The 19,193-nt window shown below is 66.2% G+C and carries 17 protein-coding genes; 5 read left to right on the top strand and 12 right to left on the bottom strand.

The window, feature by feature from the left end; all coding sequences use genetic code 11:
• Nucleotides 1–168: 168 nt before the first annotated feature.
• Entirely contained in the window at nt 169–1,059 is an 891-nt protein-coding gene (locus C0541_RS02155; protein ID WP_161959840.1) for a GGDEF domain-containing protein, read from the bottom strand.
• A gap of 203 nt (nt 1,060–1,262) precedes the next feature.
• On the bottom strand, nt 1,263–2,024 hold the full coding sequence (gene ubiE / locus C0541_RS02150) for a bifunctional demethylmenaquinone methyltransferase/2-methoxy-6-polyprenyl-1,4-benzoquinol methylase UbiE (RefSeq protein WP_016903622.1): 762 nt from the start codon (nt 2,022–2,024) through the stop codon (nt 1,263–1,265).
• An 86-nt stretch (nt 2,025–2,110) separates the two neighbouring features.
• On the opposite strand from ubiE, the gene C0541_RS02145 reads away from it, so the two are divergent.
• The 4 genes from C0541_RS02145 to C0541_RS02130 are packed head-to-tail and all read left to right on the top strand — an operon-like array spanning nt 2,111 to nt 5,824.
• Nucleotides 2,111–3,760, top strand: a complete 1,650-nt coding sequence (locus tag C0541_RS02145; RefSeq protein WP_115045471.1) for an MFS transporter — start codon at nt 2,111–2,113, stop codon at nt 3,758–3,760.
• Nucleotides 3,757–4,845, top strand: coding sequence for an HlyD family secretion protein (locus tag C0541_RS02140; protein WP_115045470.1), 1,089 nt, complete (start codon nt 3,757–3,759; stop codon nt 4,843–4,845). The genes C0541_RS02145 and C0541_RS02140 overlap by 4 nt, the downstream gene beginning before the upstream one ends.
• A 26-nt stretch (nt 4,846–4,871) precedes the next feature.
• Nucleotides 4,872–5,372: a GNAT family N-acetyltransferase gene (locus C0541_RS02135; RefSeq protein ID WP_115045469.1), complete on the top strand. Its 501-nt coding sequence runs from the start codon at nt 4,872–4,874 to the stop codon at nt 5,370–5,372.
• The gene (locus C0541_RS02130) at nt 5,369–5,824 is read left to right on the top strand and encodes a nucleoside deaminase (protein WP_047126085.1); all 456 of its coding nucleotides are present in this window, start codon (nt 5,369–5,371) and stop codon (nt 5,822–5,824) included. The genes C0541_RS02135 and C0541_RS02130 overlap by 4 nt, the downstream gene beginning before the upstream one ends.
• Before the next feature lie 1,080 nt (nt 5,825–6,904).
• Here C0541_RS02130 and hslU read toward each other — a convergent pair.
• The 9 genes from hslU to C0541_RS02080 all read right to left on the bottom strand — a co-directional run bounded on the left by hslU (nt 6,905) and on the right by C0541_RS02080 (nt 15,324).
• Nucleotides 6,905–8,272: an ATP-dependent protease ATPase subunit HslU gene (hslU, locus tag C0541_RS02120; protein WP_115045468.1), complete on the bottom strand. Its 1,368-nt coding sequence runs from the start codon at nt 8,270–8,272 to the stop codon at nt 6,905–6,907.
• 100 nt (nt 8,273–8,372) lie between these two features.
• On the bottom strand, nt 8,373–8,924 hold the full coding sequence (gene hslV, locus C0541_RS02115; protein ID WP_005997221.1) for an ATP-dependent protease subunit HslV: 552 nt from the start codon (nt 8,922–8,924) through the stop codon (nt 8,373–8,375).
• Nucleotides 8,925–9,179: 255 nt separating this feature from the next.
• The gene (locus C0541_RS02110; protein WP_115045670.1) at nt 9,180–9,686 is read right to left on the bottom strand and encodes a DUF1203 domain-containing protein; all 507 of its coding nucleotides are present in this window, start codon (nt 9,684–9,686) and stop codon (nt 9,180–9,182) included.
• 243 nt (nt 9,687–9,929) lie between these two features.
• Nucleotides 9,930–10,817, bottom strand: coding sequence for a tyrosine recombinase XerC (gene xerC, locus C0541_RS02105; protein WP_115045467.1), 888 nt, complete (start codon nt 10,815–10,817; stop codon nt 9,930–9,932).
• A gap of 78 nt (nt 10,818–10,895) precedes the next feature.
• A complete protein-coding gene (locus C0541_RS02100; RefSeq protein ID WP_161959839.1) occupies nt 10,896–11,567 on the bottom strand; it encodes a DUF484 family protein in 672 nt (223 codons plus the stop codon).
• A complete protein-coding gene (gene dapF, locus C0541_RS02095) occupies nt 11,567–12,418 on the bottom strand; it encodes a diaminopimelate epimerase (RefSeq protein ID WP_115045465.1) in 852 nt (283 codons plus the stop codon). Before dapF ends, C0541_RS02100 begins: the two co-directional genes overlap by 1 nt.
• On the bottom strand, nt 12,408–12,662 hold the full coding sequence (lptM, locus tag C0541_RS02090) for an LPS translocon maturation chaperone LptM (RefSeq protein WP_115045464.1): 255 nt from the start codon (nt 12,660–12,662) through the stop codon (nt 12,408–12,410). Before lptM ends, dapF begins: the two co-directional genes overlap by 11 nt.
• A 39-nt stretch (nt 12,663–12,701) precedes the next feature.
• Nucleotides 12,702–13,100: a YbaN family protein gene (locus C0541_RS02085; protein ID WP_104583749.1), complete on the bottom strand. Its 399-nt coding sequence runs from the start codon at nt 13,098–13,100 to the stop codon at nt 12,702–12,704.
• A gap of 109 nt (nt 13,101–13,209) precedes the next feature.
• The gene (locus tag C0541_RS02080) at nt 13,210–15,324 is read right to left on the bottom strand and encodes a S9 family peptidase (RefSeq protein WP_161959838.1); all 2,115 of its coding nucleotides are present in this window, start codon (nt 15,322–15,324) and stop codon (nt 13,210–13,212) included.
• A gap of 197 nt (nt 15,325–15,521) precedes the next feature.
• Between C0541_RS02080 and C0541_RS02075 the strand changes: the two genes are divergently transcribed.
• Nucleotides 15,522–16,706, top strand: a complete 1,185-nt coding sequence (locus C0541_RS02075; protein WP_115045463.1) for a pyridoxal phosphate-dependent aminotransferase — start codon at nt 15,522–15,524, stop codon at nt 16,704–16,706.
• Nucleotides 16,707–17,056: 350 nt separating this feature from the next.
• Here the strand turns inward: C0541_RS02075 and C0541_RS02070 are convergent, their stop codons facing one another.
• Entirely contained in the window at nt 17,057–19,150 is a 2,094-nt protein-coding gene (locus C0541_RS02070) for a prolyl oligopeptidase family serine peptidase (RefSeq protein ID WP_115045462.1), read from the bottom strand.
• Between the last annotated feature and the right edge of the window lie 43 nt (nt 19,151–19,193).

Below are 19,193 nucleotides of genomic sequence, written 5' to 3'. Positions count from 1 at the left end.
GAGCACTTGCGGGCCGGTCAACCCGCGCCGGCAGAGGACACCGTGCATGTCGCTGGCCGGATCGGCGCGGGCCTGGCGCAGCAACCGCAGCGCTGGCGTGACGCATGCCACCCGCGCGCAGCGTGGACTCGCCTGCGGCCCGGCCGCCAGGTGATTGCCGGATCGCGCCTAGACCACCGGATGGCTGCGCGGGCTGTCATGCCCGTCGCGCACCAGCCGCCGGCCGCCGGAGAACTTGGCGCGGTACATCGCCGCATCGGCGCGGCGATACAGCTCGGTGGCATCCAGGCCACGCTCGCACATCGCGCTGCCGGCGCTCACGTGCAGCGGCGCTTCGTCGGCATCCTCGCGTTCGAGCATCGACAGCCATTGATTGAGCTTGAGCGTGGCCTCGTCTTCGCTGGCATGCACGCCGATCAGGAATTCATCGCCGCCCCAGCGCCCGATCCAGTCCTGCGCGCCCAGCCAGCCATAGGCCGATTCCACCAGCCGCACCAGCACGCGATCGCCGGCCAGGTGGCCGAAACGGTCGTTGATCGGCTTGAGGTTGTCCATGTCCAGCACGAACAACACGAATGGCCAGCCTTCGCGTTGCGCGGCGGTGACCGAATCGCGCATCGCCTGCTCGCAGCCGCGCCGGTTCAGCGCTTCGGTCAACGGATCGAACAAGGCATGCTTCTTGAGATCGCGCATGCCGGCGTCGATGCCGCGCAGGCTGCGATTGATGCCGCGCAGCAACCGTCCCAACTCGTCGTCGCCATGTTCGGGCAGGCTGGGCAGGCGTTGGTCGGCGTAATACGCATCCAGGGCGTCGGCAGCGACGCGCAGCGGTGCGAGCAGGCGATACAGCGCCGACAGGGTCGCCGCGGTGCCGGCCAGCGTGGCCAGCAGCGCCACGATCACCACCGACCACAGCGGGTGTCCGCTCAACTCGCTCTGCGACGCCAGCCAGGCGATCAACAACAGCAGCGGCAGGTGGATGCCGACAAAGGTCACCGCCAGCAGCTTGGCGCTGAAGGAGCGGGGAAACACGCGCGACAGCCCTGCGTACAAGCGCATCCACGTCTCCGGCAAAAGAGCGCCTAGTGTCGCCGACCGTTGGTGGAGCCGACGCGACGGGAGTCTCAAAAGTTTGTCGGCAAACGCACACGTGCAGGCTGCACGCGTGCGGCAAGCGGACACGAGCATGGCCTGCTCGCGCGATGTCCGGCGCGCCATGCGCGCCGGACGGAAGGCTCAGACAACCACGCGTCCGATCCGGTTCAGATCTTGTAGCCGGAATGGATCGCCACGATGCCGCCGGTCAGATTCTTGTAATGGCAGCGTGCGAATCCGGCCTCGCCCATCATGCCCTTGAGCGATTCCTGCGGCGGATGCTTGCGGATGCTCTCGGCCAGGTACTGGTAGCTGTCGGCATCGCGTGCGAACAGCTGGCCCAGCCTGGGCAGGATCTTGAACGAGTGGAAGTCGTAGATCGGCTTGAACCAGTCGGCGGTGACTTCGGAAAACTCCAGCACGCGCGCCTGCCCGCCCACCTTCAACACGCGGTACATCTCGCGCAGCGCGGCGTCCTTGTCGGTGACATTGCGCAGGCCGAAGGAGATGGTCACCAGATCGAAGCTCTGATCCGGGAACGGCAGCGCCTCGGCATTGCATTGCACGTAATCGAAGCCGGCCACCAGGCCGCGATTGGTCAGGCGGTCGCGGCCCACCGACAACATGCCGGCGTTGATGTCGCCCAGCACCACCGCACCTTCGTTGCCGACGCGCTCCTTGAGCAGCACGGCGATGTCGCCGGTGCCGCCGGCCAGATCCAGCACACGGTCGCCCGGCTTCACCTGCGCGGTCGCCACGAAGTAGCGTTTCCATGCGCGATGCACGCCCAGACTCATCAGATCGTTCATCAGGTCGTAATTGCGCGCGACCGAGGTGAACACTTCGCCGACCAGCTTCTGCTTGTCCTTGGCAGCGACATCGCGGAAGCCGAAATGGGTGGTACCGGAGGTATAAGGGGATTCGCTCATGGGCGGATTATCGCACTGCTGACGCCGCCATGACCGCAACCGGACCACAATCGCCGTCTCCCTGCGACCGGCCCTGCGAGCCTTGCGTGCACGACAAGTACGTCCAGCGCGACTGGCAGCCCCACGAGAAGCCCACCCTGCCCGGGTCGGCCTCCACCCCCCTGCACTCCACCCGGCGCCGCATCCAGTACGGGCTGGTGGGCGTGGTGGTGGCGCTGACCGGTGGGCTGAGCAATGCGCTGGTCACCGCCAACCTGACCTATCTGCAGGGCACGCTGGGCGCCTACGCCACCGAAATGGCCTGGCTGCCGGCCGCCTACGTGATGACCAACATGTCGGCCAACCTGCTGCTGGTGAAGTTCCGCCAGCAGTTCGGGCTGCGGCGCTTCACCGAGATCTTCCTGGCGCTGTATGCACTCATCGCCTTCGCGCACCTGTTCGTGCACAGCCTGAGCTCGGCGATCACCGTGCGTGCCGCGCACGGGCTGGTGGGCGCGGCGCTCAGCTCGCTGGGGCTGTACTACGTGATCCAGGCGTTTCCGGCCCGGTACCGGCTCAAGGCCGTGGTGACCGGGCTGGGGGTGACCCAGCTGGCGCTGCCATTGGCGCGGGTGTTCTCCACCGACCTGCTGGAATTTGCCCAGTGGCAGGGCCTGTACCTGTTCGAACTGGGCCTGGCGGTGTTCGCGCTGGCCTGCGTGCTGGCGCTCAAGCTGCCGCCGAGCGATCGCTATCGCGTCTTCGAGCCGCTGGACTTCCTCACCTTCAGCCTGTTCGCGGCCGGTGCGGCCGGCCTGGCGACGGTGCTGTCGCTGGGGCGGCTGCTGTGGTGGACCAGTACGCCGTGGCTGGGCGTGGTGCTGGCGGCCTCCATCGTGCTGCTGTGCACGGCGGCCTGGATCGAGCACAACCGCCGCAACCCGATGATCAACACGCGCTGGCTGGCCAGCGGCGACATGCTGCGGCTGGGCCTGGCGATCCTGCTGATCCGGCTGGTGCTGTCCGAGCAGAGCACCGGGGCGATCGGCTTCTTCCAGACCCTCGGGCTGGCCAATACCCAGTTGCAGACCCTGTTTGTGCTGATGTTGCTGGGCGCGGTGGTCGGCGTGGCCGCCAGCGCGTGGCTGATCAACCCGGCACGCGTGGCCGAGCACCTGATCATCGCGGTGGCGGCGATCTGCATCGGCTGCTTCATGGATGCCCATGCCACCAGCCTCACCCGCCCGGAACAGATGTATCTCAGCCAGTTCCTGCTCGCCTTCGGCAGCACCTTCTTCATCGGCCCGGCGATGGTGGCCGGGCTGGGCCGGGTCATTGCGCAGCCGGCCAATCTGATCAGCTTCATCGTGCTGTTCGGCATGGCGCAGAACATGGGCGGCCTGCTCGGCAGCGCACTGCTCGGTACCGTGCAGGTCGTGCGCGAGAAGTACCATTCCAGCCAGCTGGTCGAGCATCTGGCATTGACCGACCCGCAAGTGGCCGCGCGCGTGCAAGCCTATGCGGCCCTGTATGGCCGCAGCATCGGCGACCCGGCCCTGCGCCAGGCCCAGGGTGTGCGCGCCCTGGGCAGCGTGGCCACGCGCGAGGCCAACGTGCTCGCCTATAACGACGTGTTTTTGCTGATCGGCTGCATCGCCATCGCCACCGGGCTGTGGATCCTGTCCGTGCTGGTGTGGCGGCGCTATCTGCGCCCACCCGCCTCGCCCCCCTCTCCTGCTTCCAGTCCACGCCCATGAATACACCTGCAGATTCACCCCCTGCTGCCGATCGGCAACGTCGCAGACGTCGTCGCATCGGTGGCGTGATCGGCTTTGGCGGGCTGGCCCTGCTCGGCGTTGCACTGGTGCTGTATGCATGGCGGTTGCCGCCATTCGTCAGCGCCGTCGAGCGCACCGAGAACGCGATGGTGCATGGCCAGATCACGGTGATCGCGCCGCAGGTCAGCGGCTACGTCACCGAGGTGCCGGTGCAGGACTTCGCCCACGTCAAGCACGGCCAGTTGCTGGCCAGAATCGACGACCGCATCTACGCCCAGCAGCTCGAACAGGCCAGGGCGCAACTGCAGACCGCGCAGGCCAACCTGTCCAACTGGGACCAGCAGCGGCATAGCGCCGCTGCCACCATCGCCGAACAACGCGCCGCACTGAGCAGCAACCAGGCCCAGCGCGACCGCACCCGTTCGGCATACGCGCGCGCGCAGCAGCTGGCCGAGCAAAAACTGGTGTCCGAGCAGGACCGCGACACCGCCTTCGCCGCACGGGCGCAGGCCGATGCCGGCGTGGCACAGGCGCGTGCCGCCGTACAGGCCGCCGAGGAAAACGCACGCAGCGTCACCGTCAATCGCGCCGCCCTGGAAGCGGCGGTGGCCAACGCGCAGGCAGCCGTGCAACTGGCGCAGATCAACCTGGACAACACACGCATCCTCGCCCCGCGCGATGGCCAGCTGGGCCAGCTCGGCGTGCGCCAGGGCGCCTACGTCACCAATGGCACGCAGCTGATGGCGCTGGTACCGGACACGCTGTGGATCGTGGCCAATTTCAAGGAAACCCAGATGGCCAAGATCCGCATCGGGCAGCGCGCCAGCTTCACCGTCGATGCGCTGGACAACGCGCGTCTGCACGGCCGTGTGCAGGAAATCTCCCCGGCCGCCGGCTCGGAATTCAGCGTACTGCCGGCCGACAACGCCACCGGTAACTTCGTCAAGATCGCCCAGCGCATTCCGCTGCGCATCGGCGTCGATCCCAATCAACCGCTGGCACCGCGGCTGCGCCCGGGCATGTCGGTGGTGGTGGCGGTCGATACCGGCAGCGCGGTCGACTGAAGCGGCACAGCCGCTATCATGCGTTGATGTCGTCCCTGCCCCCACCCTCGCTGCACTGGCAGTGCCTGCGCTTCGACCAACTGAGCACCACGCAGCTGTACGCGCTGCTGCGGCTGCGCTCGGACGTGTTCGTGGTGGAGCAGCAGTGCGCGTATCCGGAGCTGGATGGCAGGGACAGCCTGCCGGGTGTGCTGCATCTGCTCGGCAGCACCGACGACGGTGCGTTGGCCGCCTATCTGCGCGTCCTGCCGCCCGGCGTGAGTTATCCCGAGCCCAGTCTCGGCCGGGTGGTGATCGCCGCAGCACAGCGCGGCCACGGGTTCGCACACACTTTGCTGCAGGAAGGGCTGCGTCTGGTGCACCAACACTGGCCCGACAGCGCCGTGCAACTCGGCGCGCAAGCGCAGCTGCAGGCGTTCTACGCCGCACATGGTTTCACGCCCTCGTCCGCACCGTATCTGGAAGACGGCATTCCCCACATCGACATGCTGCGTCGCGCCGACGCCGCCACCCAGGAGCCTGCATGATCACCACCCCGGACTACCGCGCCCTGCTCGACACCGCCATTGCCGAAGCCCGCCAGGGCCTTGCCGAGGGCGGCATCCCGATCGGCGCGGCGCTGTATCACAACGACGGACGCCTGCTCGGTTGCGGCCACAACCGCCGCGTGCAGGAAAACGATCCCTCCGTGCACGGCGAGACCGATGCCTTCCGCAAGGCCGGCCGTCAGCGCCGCTACAAGGACACCATCATGGTCACCACGCTGGCGCCGTGCTGGTACTGCAGCGGCCTGGTGCGCCAGTTCAACATCGGCACCGTGGTGGTCGGCGAGTCGGTCACCTTCCAGGGCGGTGTGTCCTGGCTGCGCGAGCATGGCGTCACTGTCATCGACCTGCAGAGCCAGGAATGCATCGACCTGCTGGGCGGCTATATCGCCGCCAACCCCGACGTATGGAACGAGGATATCGGCGAGGACTGAGCGGTTTGCCGGATTTAGCAGGTTGGCTGTGCAGTGCAGGTGGTTGCCAAGATGAAGGTCCATTGCAGAGCCGATGATCTGCGCCTTCGTTGCAGGGAGTGATCTGCAACCTGGCTGCAGGGGCCTTGCCCGCCCACCCTCGCGGGACACGCCGCAAGTACGTCCTTGTAGGCTCTTACGCGGCATCCATGCCGCGTAAGGTCCCGCGACGNTTGCCCACCCACCCGCGCGGGACACGCTGCAAGCACGTTCTTGTAAGCGCTTGCGTGGCATCCATGCCGCGTAAGGTCCCGCGACGGTGAGCGGGCAAGGGCCAGTCGAGATGGTCGGTGTGCATGGTAGAGCGGTGCTGGATGCGCCTTGTTCGATCATTGAAGCATCGGCTACAGGTCTGATGCACACCACACGACAGACAGCTTTTTTAGATGAGCGCCGACCAATTGTCTGGTGCGGTGCCCTCGCCGCTTGCGGGACCGTGTGGCGGCATGGATGCCGCCACCGAGCCTCCACGGATGGATTCACGGCGTGTCCCGCAAGCGGTGAGGGCACCGCGCCCTCGACGCTGCGCGTTGGCTGCAGGGCCCTTGCCCGCCCACCATCGCGGGACACGCTGCAAGTACGTCCCTGTAAGCTCTTACGCGGCATCCATGCCGCGTAAGGTCCCGCGACGGTGAGCGGGCAAGGACCTATCGAGTTGGTCGGTGTGCATGGAAGAGCAGTGCTGGATGCACCTTGTTCGATCGTGAAGCATCGGCTCCACGTCTGATGCACACCGCACGACAGACAGCTTTTCAAACAAGCGCCGACCAACTGTCTGGTGCGGTGTCCTCGACGGTTGCGGGACCGTGTGGCGGCATGGATGCCGCCATCGAACCCACGGGGAGGGTTCACGGCATGTCCCGCAAGCGGTGAGGGCACCGCGCCCTCGACCGACTCGGCCTTTGATTGCATCCGACAAGATACGGCTAACAAAGCCACCGCTTGCATCGTCCTGTGATGCGTCGTGCCGTGCTTGCACTGCATGGATGCCATGTGCCATCCATGCAGTGCATTCGGCATCTGCGCGCAGGTGCGCTGCGATCAGAGGATGTAGCGGCTCAGGTCCGGATCCTGCACCAGCTCGCCGAGCTGCGCATCGACATAGGCCGCATCGACGGTGACGCTCTGCCCATCGCGATCCGGTGCCTCGTAGCTCAGCACATCGAGCAGACGCTCCAGCACCGTGTGCAGGCGGCGCGCGCCGATGTTTTCCTGCCGCTCGTTGACCTGTGCGGCGATCTCGGCCAGGCGCTCCACCGCATCGGCGCCGAAGCTCAGGCGCACGCCCTCGGTCTGCAGCAAGGCTTCGTACTGCTTGATCAACGCGGCCTTGGGCTCGGTGAGGATGCGCACGAAATCGGCCTTGGTCAGCGCGGTCAATTCGACACGGATCGGGAACCGGCCCTGCAATTCGGGAATCAGATCGCTGGGCTTGGCCAGGTGGAACGCGCCGGAGGCGATGAACAGGATATGGTCGGTCTTGACCGTGCCGTACTTGGTCGACACGTTGGAGCCTTCCACCAGCGGCAGCAGATCGCGCTGCACGCCTTCGCGGCTGACGTCGCCGCCGTTGGAGCCGGCTTCGCCGCGCTTGGCCACCTTGTCGATCTCGTCGATGAACACGATGCCGTGCTGCTCGCAGGCCTCGATCGCCGCCGTGCGCACATCGTCTTCGTTGACCAGCTTGCCGGCTTCCTCTTCGATCAGCAGCGGACGCGCGGCCTTGATGGTGAGCTTGCGCTTCTGCGACTTGCCGCTGCCCAGGTTGGAGAACATCTGCCGCAGCTGCTGGCCCATTTCTTCCATGCCCGGCGGGGTCATGATGTCCATGCTGGCATTGACCGCCACTTCCAGCTCGATCTCGCGCTCGTCCAGTTCGCCACTGCGCAGCATGCGGCGGAACTTGATGCGGGTGTCGTTGTCCTGCGACGAGGGCTCGTTGCGTGCCGCTTCCGGATCGAAGCCGATCCCGGCCGCGCGGCGCGGCAGCAGCGCATCCAGGATGCGATCTTCGGCGCGCTCTTCGGCCTGGTTGCGCACGCGCACCTTGGCCTGTTCGCGATACAGCTTGACCGAGGTGTCGGCCAGATCGCGGATGATCTGCTCCACATCCTTGCCGACATAACCGACCTCGGTAAAGCGCGTGGCTTCGACCTTGACGAACGGCGCATTGGCCAACGTGGCCAGGCGGCGTGCGATCTCGGTCTTGCCGACGCCGGTCGGGCCGATCATCAGGATGTTCTTGGGCATCACCTCGTTGCGCAGCTCTTCGGGCAGCTGCATGCGGCGCCAGCGATTACGCAGCGCGATGGCAACCGCACGCTTGGCATCGTGCTGGCCGACGATATGACGGTCGAGCTCCTGCACGATTTCGCGCGGAGTCATGGTTGAAGTATCGGAATTTGGCATTGGGGATTGGGGATTCGTAAAAGCGGAGTAGGAACGATCGATGCGTGTCCGGGCGCAGGGAAAGGAGTGCTTTTGCGAATCCCCAATCCCAAATCCCGACTCACAGCTCCTCGACCACCACGTTGCGATTGGTATAGATGCAGATATCGCCAGCGATATTGATCGCTTCGGTGGCGATGGTCTTGGCATCGAGCTCGGTGTGCGCCAGCAGCGCGCGGGCGGCCGACAGGGCGTACGAGCCACCCGAACCGATGGCGATGATGCCGTCTTCCGGTTCGATCACATCGCCGGTGCCGCTGATGATCAACGAGGTTTCTTTATCGGCGACCGCGAGCAGCGCTTCGAGCTTGCCCAGGCGGCGCTCGGTGCGCCAGTCCTTGGCCAGCTCCACGGCGGCACGGGTCAGCTGCCCATGCTTGTCGAGCTTGGCTTCGAACAGCTCGAACAAGGTGAACGCATCGGCGGCGGCACCGGCAAAACCGGCCAGCACCTGCCCTTCGCGGCCGAGCCGGCGCACCTTGCGCGCATTGCCCTTCATGACGGTGTGGCCGAGGGTGACCTGGCCATCGCCGGCGACGGCGACATGCCCGCCACGCCGAACCGAGATGATGGTGGTGGCGTGAACGATGTTGGGATTCTGGCTGGGGTCCATGGGTCCTCCGGGGGTTTCCCATGAGGTGGGGACGCCCCTGCCGGGTTCAAGCACGCTGCGACCAAGCGCCGCATCGAGGGGGCAAGTGCGCCCACGCGCGGCAGCGTGCGCCCGTGACCGCTGCCGGCACGTTGGCGGCGCATCAGCGCTCGCAGGCTTGCCTTGAATCGATGGACGCAGGTTCCTGCATGGCATCGGCGCTGCCATCGCGCGTGCCCGCGCTCACGCCACACGCCTGGGCCCTAGGTGGGAAGTTCAATCACGCTCAGCGCCTGCAGCGCGATCGGCGCGATCGGCGCGATCGGCGCGACACGCGTAACAGCCCTGACGGGCGTGATGCAGGTGCACGTAGGCGATCTGCGCATCGTCCAGGCATGCGTGCAACCACGCTGCGACGTATTCGCCTGCGCACACCTCGGCGGTCACCAGATGATGGCGATGATCGTAGGCCCGCAGCGAGATCAGCCGCGATCGGATCGCGGCCGGCACTGCATCTGGCTCCAGCCGTGCGAGCGCTGCTGCGGCACGCACAAAGATCGGCCCGCTCGCGCGGTACGGGGAATCGGCAGCCTGATGCAGATACGGCAGCAGCAGCAACTGCTCGCCCGCGCGCGCATCCTGCAGGCTGACACGACACGGAAATCCGTGATCGACATCGGCGATCACGCGCAGTGCTTGGCGACTGCTCAACGCAACGTCATCGAGTCCGTGCAGATGGGCGAACAAGGCCGGATCGAGTCCGGTCAAACGAAACGAGGTCATGACGATCTTCCAGAGGCGGAAGCGCAGCGTGACGCACGCGTGCCGGCCCTGCTCGCCGTCTTCGGACATGGCAGCGCATGAGTGCCATCAAGCCCCTCTCCCACCGGCAGAGCGGCGTGAGCGCGGCGATGGCTGCGGTGGCCGGTCGGCGACGTGCATCAGCTGCCTGTGACTGTCCATCACGCAATCGGCAGATCCTTGCGCTGCGCACCAGTCATCGCAGCGTCAGGCGCTGCATCCCGCTTACCCGGCGGCTTTCTTGCGCTTTGCCCGCGGATGCGCGGCGTCGTAGACCTTGGCCAGATGCTGGAAATCCAGATGCGTGTAGATCTGCGTGGTGGCGATATCCGAATGCCCAAGCAACTCCTGCACGCCACGCAGGTCACCGGAGGATTCGAGGATGTGGCTGGCAAAACTGTGCCGCAGCATATGCGGATGCACGTCCTTGAACATGCCCTGGCGTACCGCCAGTTGCTTGATGCGGATCTGCACTGCACGTTGCGAAATGGCTCCACCGGCGCGGCCGGGGAACACATGCGTGTCGGCACGCCCGCCGCTGTCGCGCAGCCAGTGACGCAAGGCGCCGATCGCATGCGAGCCTACCGGCACCAGGCGCTGCTTGCCGCCCTTGCCGAGCACCATCACCAACCCGCTGTCCAGATCCAGATCGCGCCAGCGCAGCGCGCACAGCTCGCTCAGGCGCAGCCCGGACGAATAGAACAGCTCCAGCAAGGCGCGATCGCGCAAGCCCAGCGGTGCATCGGTGGGCACCTCGACCAGACGCACCGCCTCGTCGGCATCCAGCACCTGCGGCAACTTGCGTGGCGCCTTGGGCGCACGCATCGCCGCGGCCGGACTGGCGGCGATGCGGCCATGCCTGAGCAACCAGGCGTAGTAACTGCGGCATGCCGACAGGCGACGCTGCAGGCTCTTGGGCGACAGGCCGCGCCGGTGCTCGGCCGCGACGAATTGCCGCAACTGCGCGCTTTCCAGCTGCGCAACGTCGTCGATGGCCTGTTCGCCGGCCCACCCCACCAACGCGGCGAGATCGCGCCGATAGGCATCCAGCGTATGCGCAGACACCTGCCGCTCGACCTGCAGATACGCCAGGAAATCGTCGACCGACGCCACCTCAGACTCCTCGTTGCCACGTCATCGGCGCGGCCATCTGGCGCAGGCGGCACGCATCGGTGCAGCCCGCGCTGCGCATCATGGATCGAAGCGCTGCAATGCCACGCTCAAGGACTCGCCCATCATGCGCAGGAACAAGGTGCCCATGCCGGGATAGAAGCGGTTGGCGTCGCTGCTGCCGACCGCAATCAAGCCGATGCCGGGCAACGGCAGCAGCGCGGTGGATTGCACGTCGGCGACCTGGCCGGCATACAGCAGCGCATGTTTTTCCGCCTGCAGGCGGCCGCAGATCGGCTCGCCGTCGCCCAGGCAATCGCGGAACGGCGCAAGCCGCGCATCATCGGCGGCAATGACCTGCAGCCAGTCGGCCTCCAGGCCGGCGACCGGCCTGAGCAACACCAGCCGCACCAGTTCGCCGTTGAAATCCTCCGCCAGCGAGGCGGCCATCGCCTTGAGCGTGTCGGCCGCGCTGGTCTGGCGCATCAGCGCCAGGGTCAGTTGATGCGTGCGCACGGCCAGGCGCTCGTTGTCCTGCGCATTGTGGCCAAGCTCGTGCAGGCGCCGCGACAGCTCGCGATTCTTGTCGCGCAGCACTTCCAGCTGGTAGGTGGCCAGCGACGCAGTCGGGCCGTCGTCGCGCGGCACCAGCAGGCTCACCGCCAGGTCCGGGAACTGCTTGAGGAAGGTCGGATGGCGCCGCAACCAGGTTGCCACGTCGTGCGCGCCGAATTTGTCCGTGCTCTCGCTCATCAGTTCCACTCTCCATCGAAGACGAACACGGCCGGACCGGACATCACCACCTGCTGTTGATCGCCATCCCAGCGGATGCGCAGTTCGCCACCGGGCAAGGACACCTGCACGTCGCGCTCGACACGGCCACGCTGCATCAGCACCACCGCCGCCGCGCAGGCACCGCTGCCGCAGGCCAGGGTTTCGCCGACGCCGCGCTCGAACACGCGCAGGCGCACGTGCGTGGGGTCGACGACCTGCACGAAGCCGACGTTGACCGAATCGGGGAACGCGGCGTTCTGCTGCAGCAAGGCGCCGACGCGCTCCACTGGCGCCGCATCCACGCGCCCCACTTCCAGTACCGCATGCGGGTTGCCCATCGACACCGCGCCAAAGCGCACGGTTTCGCCATGCACCGGCAGCGCATATTCCTCGCGCGCACGCGCAAAGCCGGCCAGCGGGATCTGCGTGGGCTCGAACTGCGGCACGCCCATCGCCACCGCGTAGGTGCCGGCGTCCAGACGTTGCACGCGGTGGGAGGTGAACGGGCTATCGATGACGAAATCATCGCCCTGCGCGGTGCCGTCGCGCACCAGCCAGGCCGCCACACAGCGCGCGCCGTTGCCGCATTGGCGCGCGGCCGTGCCGTCGGAATTCCAGATGCCGTACGCGGCCACCGCCTCGCTGCTGCGCGGAGGTTCGATGGTCAGGATCTGGTCGCAGCCCACGCCGAAATGGCGGTCGGCCAGATGTGCGGCCAGCGCGGCATCCGGCGGCGGCGTGCCGTCGCGCAGGTCCAGCACCACGAAATCGTTGCCGGCGCCATGCATCTTGGTGAAACGCAGGCGCCCGCTGCGACCGTCAGCGCTCATTGCCGCTGCTAGCGGGCTGGTCGGTGGTGGGCGCGGGCTGCGGATCGGTGTTCACCGGCGCAGGCGCAGGCGAGGACTCATTCAGCGGTTGCGGCGCGTCCGGCGGCTGCGGCACGGGCTGGGCTTCCACCGGCACCGGCTTCTGCGGCATCACCAGCGGGCCCTTGTTGCCGCAGGCGGCAAGCAGGACAAAGGTCGCACCAACCAGTGCGAGGCGAACGGATGGTCGGGACAGAAGGCTCATGCGCCGAAGTATAGCCAGAACACGCTGACTGACGTGTGCTCAGCGCGGCGCGGAGATCGCACGCGGCGGCGGCTCGGGGCGCAGCCACAACCAGATCGCCACCACCGCCATGCTCCCGATCGACACGCACTTGACCCAGAACACCGGCACGCACCACAGCATGATGGCGGCGCACACGCTCATGGTGAGCGTGGCCATCCACTTGGCCTTGCGGCTGACTGCGCGATAGGTCTGCCATTCGACGATCGCCGGGCCGAAGCGCGGGTGCGAGAGCAGCCAGGTGTGCAGCCGCTCGGAACCATGCGAGGCGGCCCAGGCGGAAATCAGGATGAACACGGTCGTCGGCAGACCGGGCACGAAGATACCGACGATGCCGGTCGCCAGGCTGGCGTAGGCCAGCAACCACCAGGCCCAGCGGAATCGAGTCGGTCGCGTCATGGGTAAATGATACGACCAGCCGGCGTTGAGGTGACTGGCGTCGGCGTTGGACCCGGCCACCTGCTCCTACCAATCCCCAATCCCGACTCCCCGATCCCCGCCCCCCCAGCTACCTGACCCCAAGCTGCTCCAGGACAAATGCATACGACTCGGCGAGCTCGCGGTAGCTGCGGAAACGGCCGGACTTGCCGCCGTGGCCGGCTTCCATGTTGGTGCGGAAGACGATCGGCTGGGTGCCGGTGTTGTCGTCGCGCAGCTTGGCCACCCACTTGGCCGGCTCCCAGTACTGCACCTGCGAATCCCACAGGCCGGTGCCGACGAACAGGGCCGGATAGGCCTGCCTGGTCACGTTGTCGTACGGGGAGTAGGACAGCATGTAGTCGTAATAGGCCTTCTTTTCCGGGTTACCCCACTCGTCGTACTCGTTGGTGGTCAACGGGATGCTGGCATCGAGCATGGTGGTGACCACGTCGACGAACGGCACCTGCGCCACCATCACGCGGTAGTCCTGCGGGGCCATGTTGGCCACCGCGCCCATCAGCAATCCACCGGCGCTGCCGCCGGAGGCGGCGACGCGCTCCTTGGCGGCGTAGCCCTGTGCCACCAGGCCGCGGGTGACGTCGATGAAATCGGTGAAGGTGTTCTTCTTGCGCAGCAGCTTGCCGTCGTCGTACCACTGGCGACCCATTTCCTGGCCGCCGCGGATGTGCGCGATGGCATACACCACGCCCCGGTCCAGCAGGCTGATCGCCGGCAGGTTGAATGCCGGGTCCATCGACGCGCCGTAGCTGCCGTAGGCGTACTGGAACAACGCCGCAGTGCCGTCCTTCTTGAAGCCCTGCTTGTAGACCAGCGACACCGGCACCTTGACACCGTCGCGCGCGGTGACCCAGACGCGCTCGGTCACGTACTTGCTCGGGTCGTAGCCGATCACCGGCTGCTGCTTGAGCTGCTTGCGCTCGCCCGTCTGGGTGTTGAGCTCGTAGGTGGTCACCGGCGTGGTCAGCGAGGTGTAGCTGTAGCGCAACCACGCGGTGTCCGGCTCGGGGTTGACCGACAACCCCATCGAATACGCAGGCTCATCGGCCTTGACGTACTCCTGGCTGCCGTCGCGCTTGAGCAGGCGCACGCGTTCCAGGCCGCCGGAGCGCTCCTCGATCGCGGTAAAGCCGTCGAACAGCTCGAAATTCTCGATGTAGACCTTGTCATCGTGCGCCACCCAGTCGGTCCATTGCTTGCGCGTGGTCGCATCGGTGGGTGCGGTCACCAGCTTGAAGTTCTTGGCGCCATCGGCGTTGGTGCGGATCACCCAGCGACCGTCGAAATGTTCGGGGTGGTACTCGACATCGCGCTGGCGCTTGGCCAGCAGCGTGAACTGCTCCGGATTGTCGGCCGGTGCATAACGCGTCTCCGACGACACCGTGCTTTCCACGCCGATGGTGATGTACTTGTCGTCGCGGGTACGGCCGATGCCCATGTAGAAGCTGTCGTCCTTCTCCTCGTAGACCAGCACGTCGTCCTTGGCGGGCGTGCCGAGCACGTGTTTCTTCACGCGCACGGTGAGCAGCGTTTCCGGGTCGTTTTCGACGTAGAACAGGGTCTTGTTGTCGTCGGCCCAGACCACGTTGGCCGACACGCCTTCCACCGTGTCCGGATAGATCTCGCCGGTGTCCAGGTTCTTGAAGCGGATCGTGTACTGGCGGCGGCCCACCGCATCGTCGGCCCAGGCCAGGATGCGATTGTCCTGGCTGACTTCCGCATCGCCGACGCTGAAGTAGCCCTTGCCCTGCGCCATCTGGTTGACGTCGAGCAGGATCTGTTCCGGCGCCTCCATGCTGCCCTTGCGGCGCGCCTGGATCGGGTAGTCCTTGCCGGCCTCGAAGCGCGTGTAATACCAGTAGCCACGCTCGCGATACGGCACGCTGGCGTCGTCCTGCTTGATGCGCCCGACGATCTCGGTGTAAAGCGTGTCTTCCAGCGGCTTGAGCGGCGCCATCACCGTGTCGGTGTAGGCGTTCTCGGCATTGAGATAGGCCAGCATCGCCTTGTCCTCACGCTTGTCGTCGCGCAACCAGTAGTAGTCGTCATCACGGGTGGCACCGAACGGGGCCTTGACCACATGCGGACGCTTGGCCACGTCCGGCGGCGATGGCAGAGCTGCGAAGGCGGAAGGAACAGAGGTGGTCATCAGGCTGGCGATCAGAAAAGAGAGGACAGGCTTCATCAGATTGGGGTCCGTTGGATGAACGCAATGCCATCCGAGCGCCCGAGTGTAGAAGAGACCGGCGCGCAGCGTCATGTGCCAGGGGGGGGCTGGTCGCGCGCGCGATCGCGAAGTCCCGAGGCCCGCTCTGCAGATGATCGTGTTTGCCACCGCGGCAATAACAAAACCCGTGCCGCCGCTGGTCTACCATCGTGTCGATGGATACCACGCCTCCGCACTCCTCCGGCTACAGCCGCCGCAGCCAGGACATCGCCCCGTTTCATGTAATGGCGCTGCTGGCGCGCGCCAATGCGCTGGAACAGGCCGGCCACGATGTGATCCACCTGGAGATCGGCGAGCCGGATTTCACCACCGCCGCCCCGATCGTCGCGGCCGGGCAGGCCGCACTGGCGGCGGGACACACCCGCTACACCGCTGCACGCGGCCTGCCCGCGCTGCGTGCCGCCATCGCCGGCTTCTATGCGCAGCGTTATGGCTGCGATCTCGACCCGGAACGGATCCTGGTCACGCCGGGCGGCTCCGGTGCATTGCTGCTGGCCAGCAGCCTGCTGGTCGACCCGGGCAAACACTGGCTGCTCGCCGACCCCGGCTATCCGTGCAACCGGCACTTCCTGCGCCTGGTCGAAGGCGCCGCGCAGCTGGTGCCGGTGGGGCCCGATAGCGACTACCAGCTCACCCCGGCCCTGGTGGGCGCGTGCTGGAACGCCGGCAGCGTCGGCGCACTGGTCGCCTCGCCGGCAAATCCCACCGGCAGCGTGCTCTCGCGCGCGCAACTGGCCGGCCTGTCGCAGGCGCTGCATGCACGCGGCGGGCATCTGGTGGTGGACGAGATCTACCACGGCCTGACCTATGGCATGGACGCGCACAGCGTGCTGGAAGTGGACGACAGCGCCTTCGTGCTGAACAGTTTCTCCAAGTACTTCGGCATGACCGGCTGGCGCCTGGGCTGGTTGATCGCCCCTCCGGCGGCGGTGCCCGAGCTGGAAAAACTGGCGCAGAACCTCTACATCAGCGCCTCCACCATCGCCCAGCACGCCGCGCTTGCCTGCTTCACGCCCGAGAGCATCGCCATCTTCGAAGCGCGCCGCGCGCAGTTCCAGCAACGCCGCGACTATCTGCTGCCGGCGCTACGCCAGCTCGGCTTCAACATTGCCGTCGCACCGCAGGGCGCGTTCTACCTCTACGCCGACATCAGCGCATTTTCGGACGATGCCCAGGCCTTCTGCGCGCACTTCCTGGAAACCGAGCATGTCGCCTTCACCCCCGGCATCGACTTCGGCGTCCACCGCGCCAACCAGCACGTGCGCATCGCCTATACGCAGAGCCTGCCGCGGCTGGAACAGGCGGTGGCGCGGATTGCACGTGGGTTGCGACATTTTTGAGCAGACGCCCGGCAGCTCGCACATTTCATATCTTCGAGCTGCATATAGCCGTAGGGTCACTGCATCCACATCAGCAGCCATGACTGCTGTTTGCTGCTCCCTTCGCGCTACTGTTTGTGGGCTTGCCTCGCCATGAAGCAGGCCGAGCACCGCAGCCACGCATGGCCGCACAGGCGCCGTGCCTGGGCGCAGCGAGTGGCGTGCCCACGGACCCTCCTCCGCCCTTCGGGCCCCTTCTCCCGAGGGGAGAAGGGGATAACAAAAAGCCCTGGACCATTTGACCCAGGGCTTCTTCAAGCCACCGCGTGACCAGCGCAATCGAGTTACCGATTGCGTTGGTCAATACCTCGTCAATCCGCCAACCGCTCCCACAGGAAGCTGTAGGCCAGCGCCGCCATGTGCGCTGCCTGCGCGTTGTTGGCCGCGCCGCCGTGGCCGCCTTCGATGTTTTCGTAGTAGGTCACGTCCTTGCCTGCCTCGATCATCTTGGCGGCCATCTTGCGCGCGTGGCCCGGATGCACGCGGTCGTCGCGGGTGGAGGTGAGGAAGATCACCGGCGGATAGGTTTTCTTCGGATCGAACAGGTGATACGGCGAGAAGGTCTGGATGAACTTCCAGTCGTCGGTATCCGGGTTGCCGTATTCGGCCATCCACGAGGCACCGGCCAGCAGATGGCTGTAGCGCTTCATGTCCAGCAGCGGCACCTGCACCACCACCGCGCCGAACAGCTCCGGATACTGGGTCAGCATGTTGCCGGTCATCAGGCCGCCATTGCTGCCACCCTGCACGCCCAGGTGCCTGGTCGAGGTGATCTTGCGCGCGACCAGGTCCCTGGCCACCGCGGCCATGTCTTCATAGGCCTTGTGGCGGTTCTGCTTGAGCGCGGCCTGGTGCCAGCGCGGACCGTATTCGCCGCCGCCGCGGATGTTGGCCACCACGTAGACGCCGCCCTTTTCCAGCCAGGCGCGGCCCAGTCCGCCGGAATAATTCGGCGTCATCGAGATCTCGAAACCGCCGTAGCCGTACAGCAGGGTCGGCGCGCTGCCATCGAGCTTCAATGCCTTGGGCCGCACCAGGAAATACGGCACGCGGGTGCCGTCCTTGCTGGTGGCAAAGTGCTGCTCGATGCTGTCCTTGCCGGCATCGAAGAACGCCGGCATGGACTTGAGCGGCTGCGGCGCGCTGCCCACCTCCACCCACGACAAGGTGGTCGGGGTCAGGTAGTCGGTGACGGTCAACCACAGCGCGTCGCTGTCGTCGCTGTCCACCGCGCCGACATCGACGGTACCGAATGCCGGCGCACCGACGAAGGCACTCTTCTTCCAGCCATCCTGCGTGGGCGTGATCACGCTCAGGCGGTTCTTGACGTCTTCCAGCACGTTCACTACCAGGTGCGACTTCGTCCACGCCGTGCCGGCCAGCGACGTGCTGTCGGTGGGCTCGAACAGCACATCGAAGCTGCGCTTGCCGGCCATGAAGTCGTCAAACCGCGTCGCCAGCAACGAGCCGGCCTTGTAGGTCTTGCCGCCCACGGTCCACGGGTCGCGCAGTTCCAGGGTCAGCCATTGCCGCTTGACCGACTTGCTGGCCGAGTTGGGTGCGTCCACCTTGACCAGCTTGCCGTCGGCACCCTTGAGGTACAGCTCCTCGTTGTAGAAGGCCAGCGTGCGGCTGACGAAATCGCGCTCGAAGCCGGGCGTGTCGTCGTGCATCGCCGCGATGTACATGTCGGTGGGCTTGCCCTCGTACACCACCGTTGCGGCACTGAGCGGGGTGCCGCGCTTCCATTGCTTGGCGATGCGCGGATAGCCGGAGCTGGTCATCGTGCCGGCACCGAAATCGGTGAACACGTAGACGGTGTCCTGGTCGATCCAGCCCAGCCCGCCCTTGGATTCGGGACGGAAGAAGCCGTCCTTGACCCACTGCTTGCCGGCCAGGTCGAACTCGCGGGTGACATCGGCATCGGCGCCGCCGCGCGACAGCGCGATCAGGCAGCGCTGGTAGTCCGGGCGCAGGCAGTCGGCGCCGTGCCAGACCCAGTTCTCGCCTTCAGCCTTGTTGAGCGCATCCAGGTCCAGCACCGTTTCCCACTTGGGCGCCGGCTTGCGGTATTCGTCCAGCGTGGTGCGCCGCCACAGGCCGCGCTCGTGCTGCTTGTCCTTCCAGAAGTTGTAGTAGTACGCGCCGATCTTCTGCACGCCCGGGATCTTGGCATCCGAATCCAGCACCTCGCGGATGCTGGTTTCCATCTGCTTGAAGGCCGGCGTGGCGGCCAGGCGCGCCTCGGTCCTGGCGTTCTGGGCCTTGACCCAGTCCAGCGACTTGGCACCGGAGACATCTTCCAGCCAGGCGTAGGGATCGTTGGACACGGCGGTTTCCTCTGCAGAGACGGCGCCAGCGGTGATCAGACCGGCAACCAGGCAGATCGAGGCGAGTTTGGACATGAATGTTTCCGGGAGAACGAACGCCGGGAACGTAGCATAGCCC

It is taken from the genome of Xanthomonas arboricola, assembly GCF_003353015.1.
GTDB lineage: Bacteria > Pseudomonadota > Gammaproteobacteria > Xanthomonadales > Xanthomonadaceae > Xanthomonas > Xanthomonas arboricola_E.
Note: the sequence above shows the minus strand (reverse complement) of the source record. Positions and strands in the feature narration are given on the sequence as shown.

Coding starts and splice junctions, on each gene's coding strand:
- dapF (WP_115045465.1), bottom strand. CDS start 12,418: ATGAGCGCTGACGGTCGCAGCGGGCGCCTGCGTTTCACCAAGATGCAT.
- C0541_RS02130 (WP_047126085.1), top strand. CDS start 5,369: ATGATCACCACCCCGGACTACCGCGCCCTGCTCGACACCGCCATTGCC.
- C0541_RS02155 (WP_161959840.1), bottom strand. CDS start 1,059: ATGCGCTTGTACGCAGGGCTGTCGCGCGTGTTTCCCCGCTCCTTCAGC.
- C0541_RS02080 (WP_161959838.1), bottom strand. CDS start 15,324: ATGAAGCCTGTCCTCTCTTTTCTGATCGCCAGCCTGATGACCACCTCT.
- C0541_RS02110 (WP_115045670.1), bottom strand. CDS start 9,686: ATGACCTCGTTTCGTTTGACCGGACTCGATCCGGCCTTGTTCGCCCAT.
- lptM (WP_115045464.1), bottom strand. CDS start 12,662: ATGAGCCTTCTGTCCCGACCATCCGTTCGCCTCGCACTGGTTGGTGCG.
- C0541_RS02075 (WP_115045463.1), top strand. CDS start 15,522: ATGGATACCACGCCTCCGCACTCCTCCGGCTACAGCCGCCGCAGCCAG.
- hslU (WP_115045468.1), bottom strand. CDS start 8,272: ATGCCAAATTCCGATACTTCAACCATGACTCCGCGCGAAATCGTGCAG.
- C0541_RS02070 (WP_115045462.1), bottom strand. CDS start 19,150: ATGTCCAAACTCGCCTCGATCTGCCTGGTTGCCGGTCTGATCACCGCT.
- C0541_RS02135 (WP_115045469.1), top strand. CDS start 4,872: ATGTCGTCCCTGCCCCCACCCTCGCTGCACTGGCAGTGCCTGCGCTTC.
- hslV (WP_005997221.1), bottom strand. CDS start 8,924: ATGGACCCCAGCCAGAATCCCAACATCGTTCACGCCACCACCATCATC.
- C0541_RS02085 (WP_104583749.1), bottom strand. CDS start 13,100: ATGACGCGACCGACTCGATTCCGCTGGGCCTGGTGGTTGCTGGCCTAC.
- C0541_RS02140 (WP_115045470.1), top strand. CDS start 3,757: ATGAATACACCTGCAGATTCACCCCCTGCTGCCGATCGGCAACGTCGC.
- C0541_RS02100 (WP_161959839.1), bottom strand. CDS start 11,567: ATGAGCGAGAGCACGGACAAATTCGGCGCGCACGACGTGGCAACCTGG.
- ubiE (WP_016903622.1), bottom strand. CDS start 2,024: ATGAGCGAATCCCCTTATACCTCCGGTACCACCCATTTCGGCTTCCGC.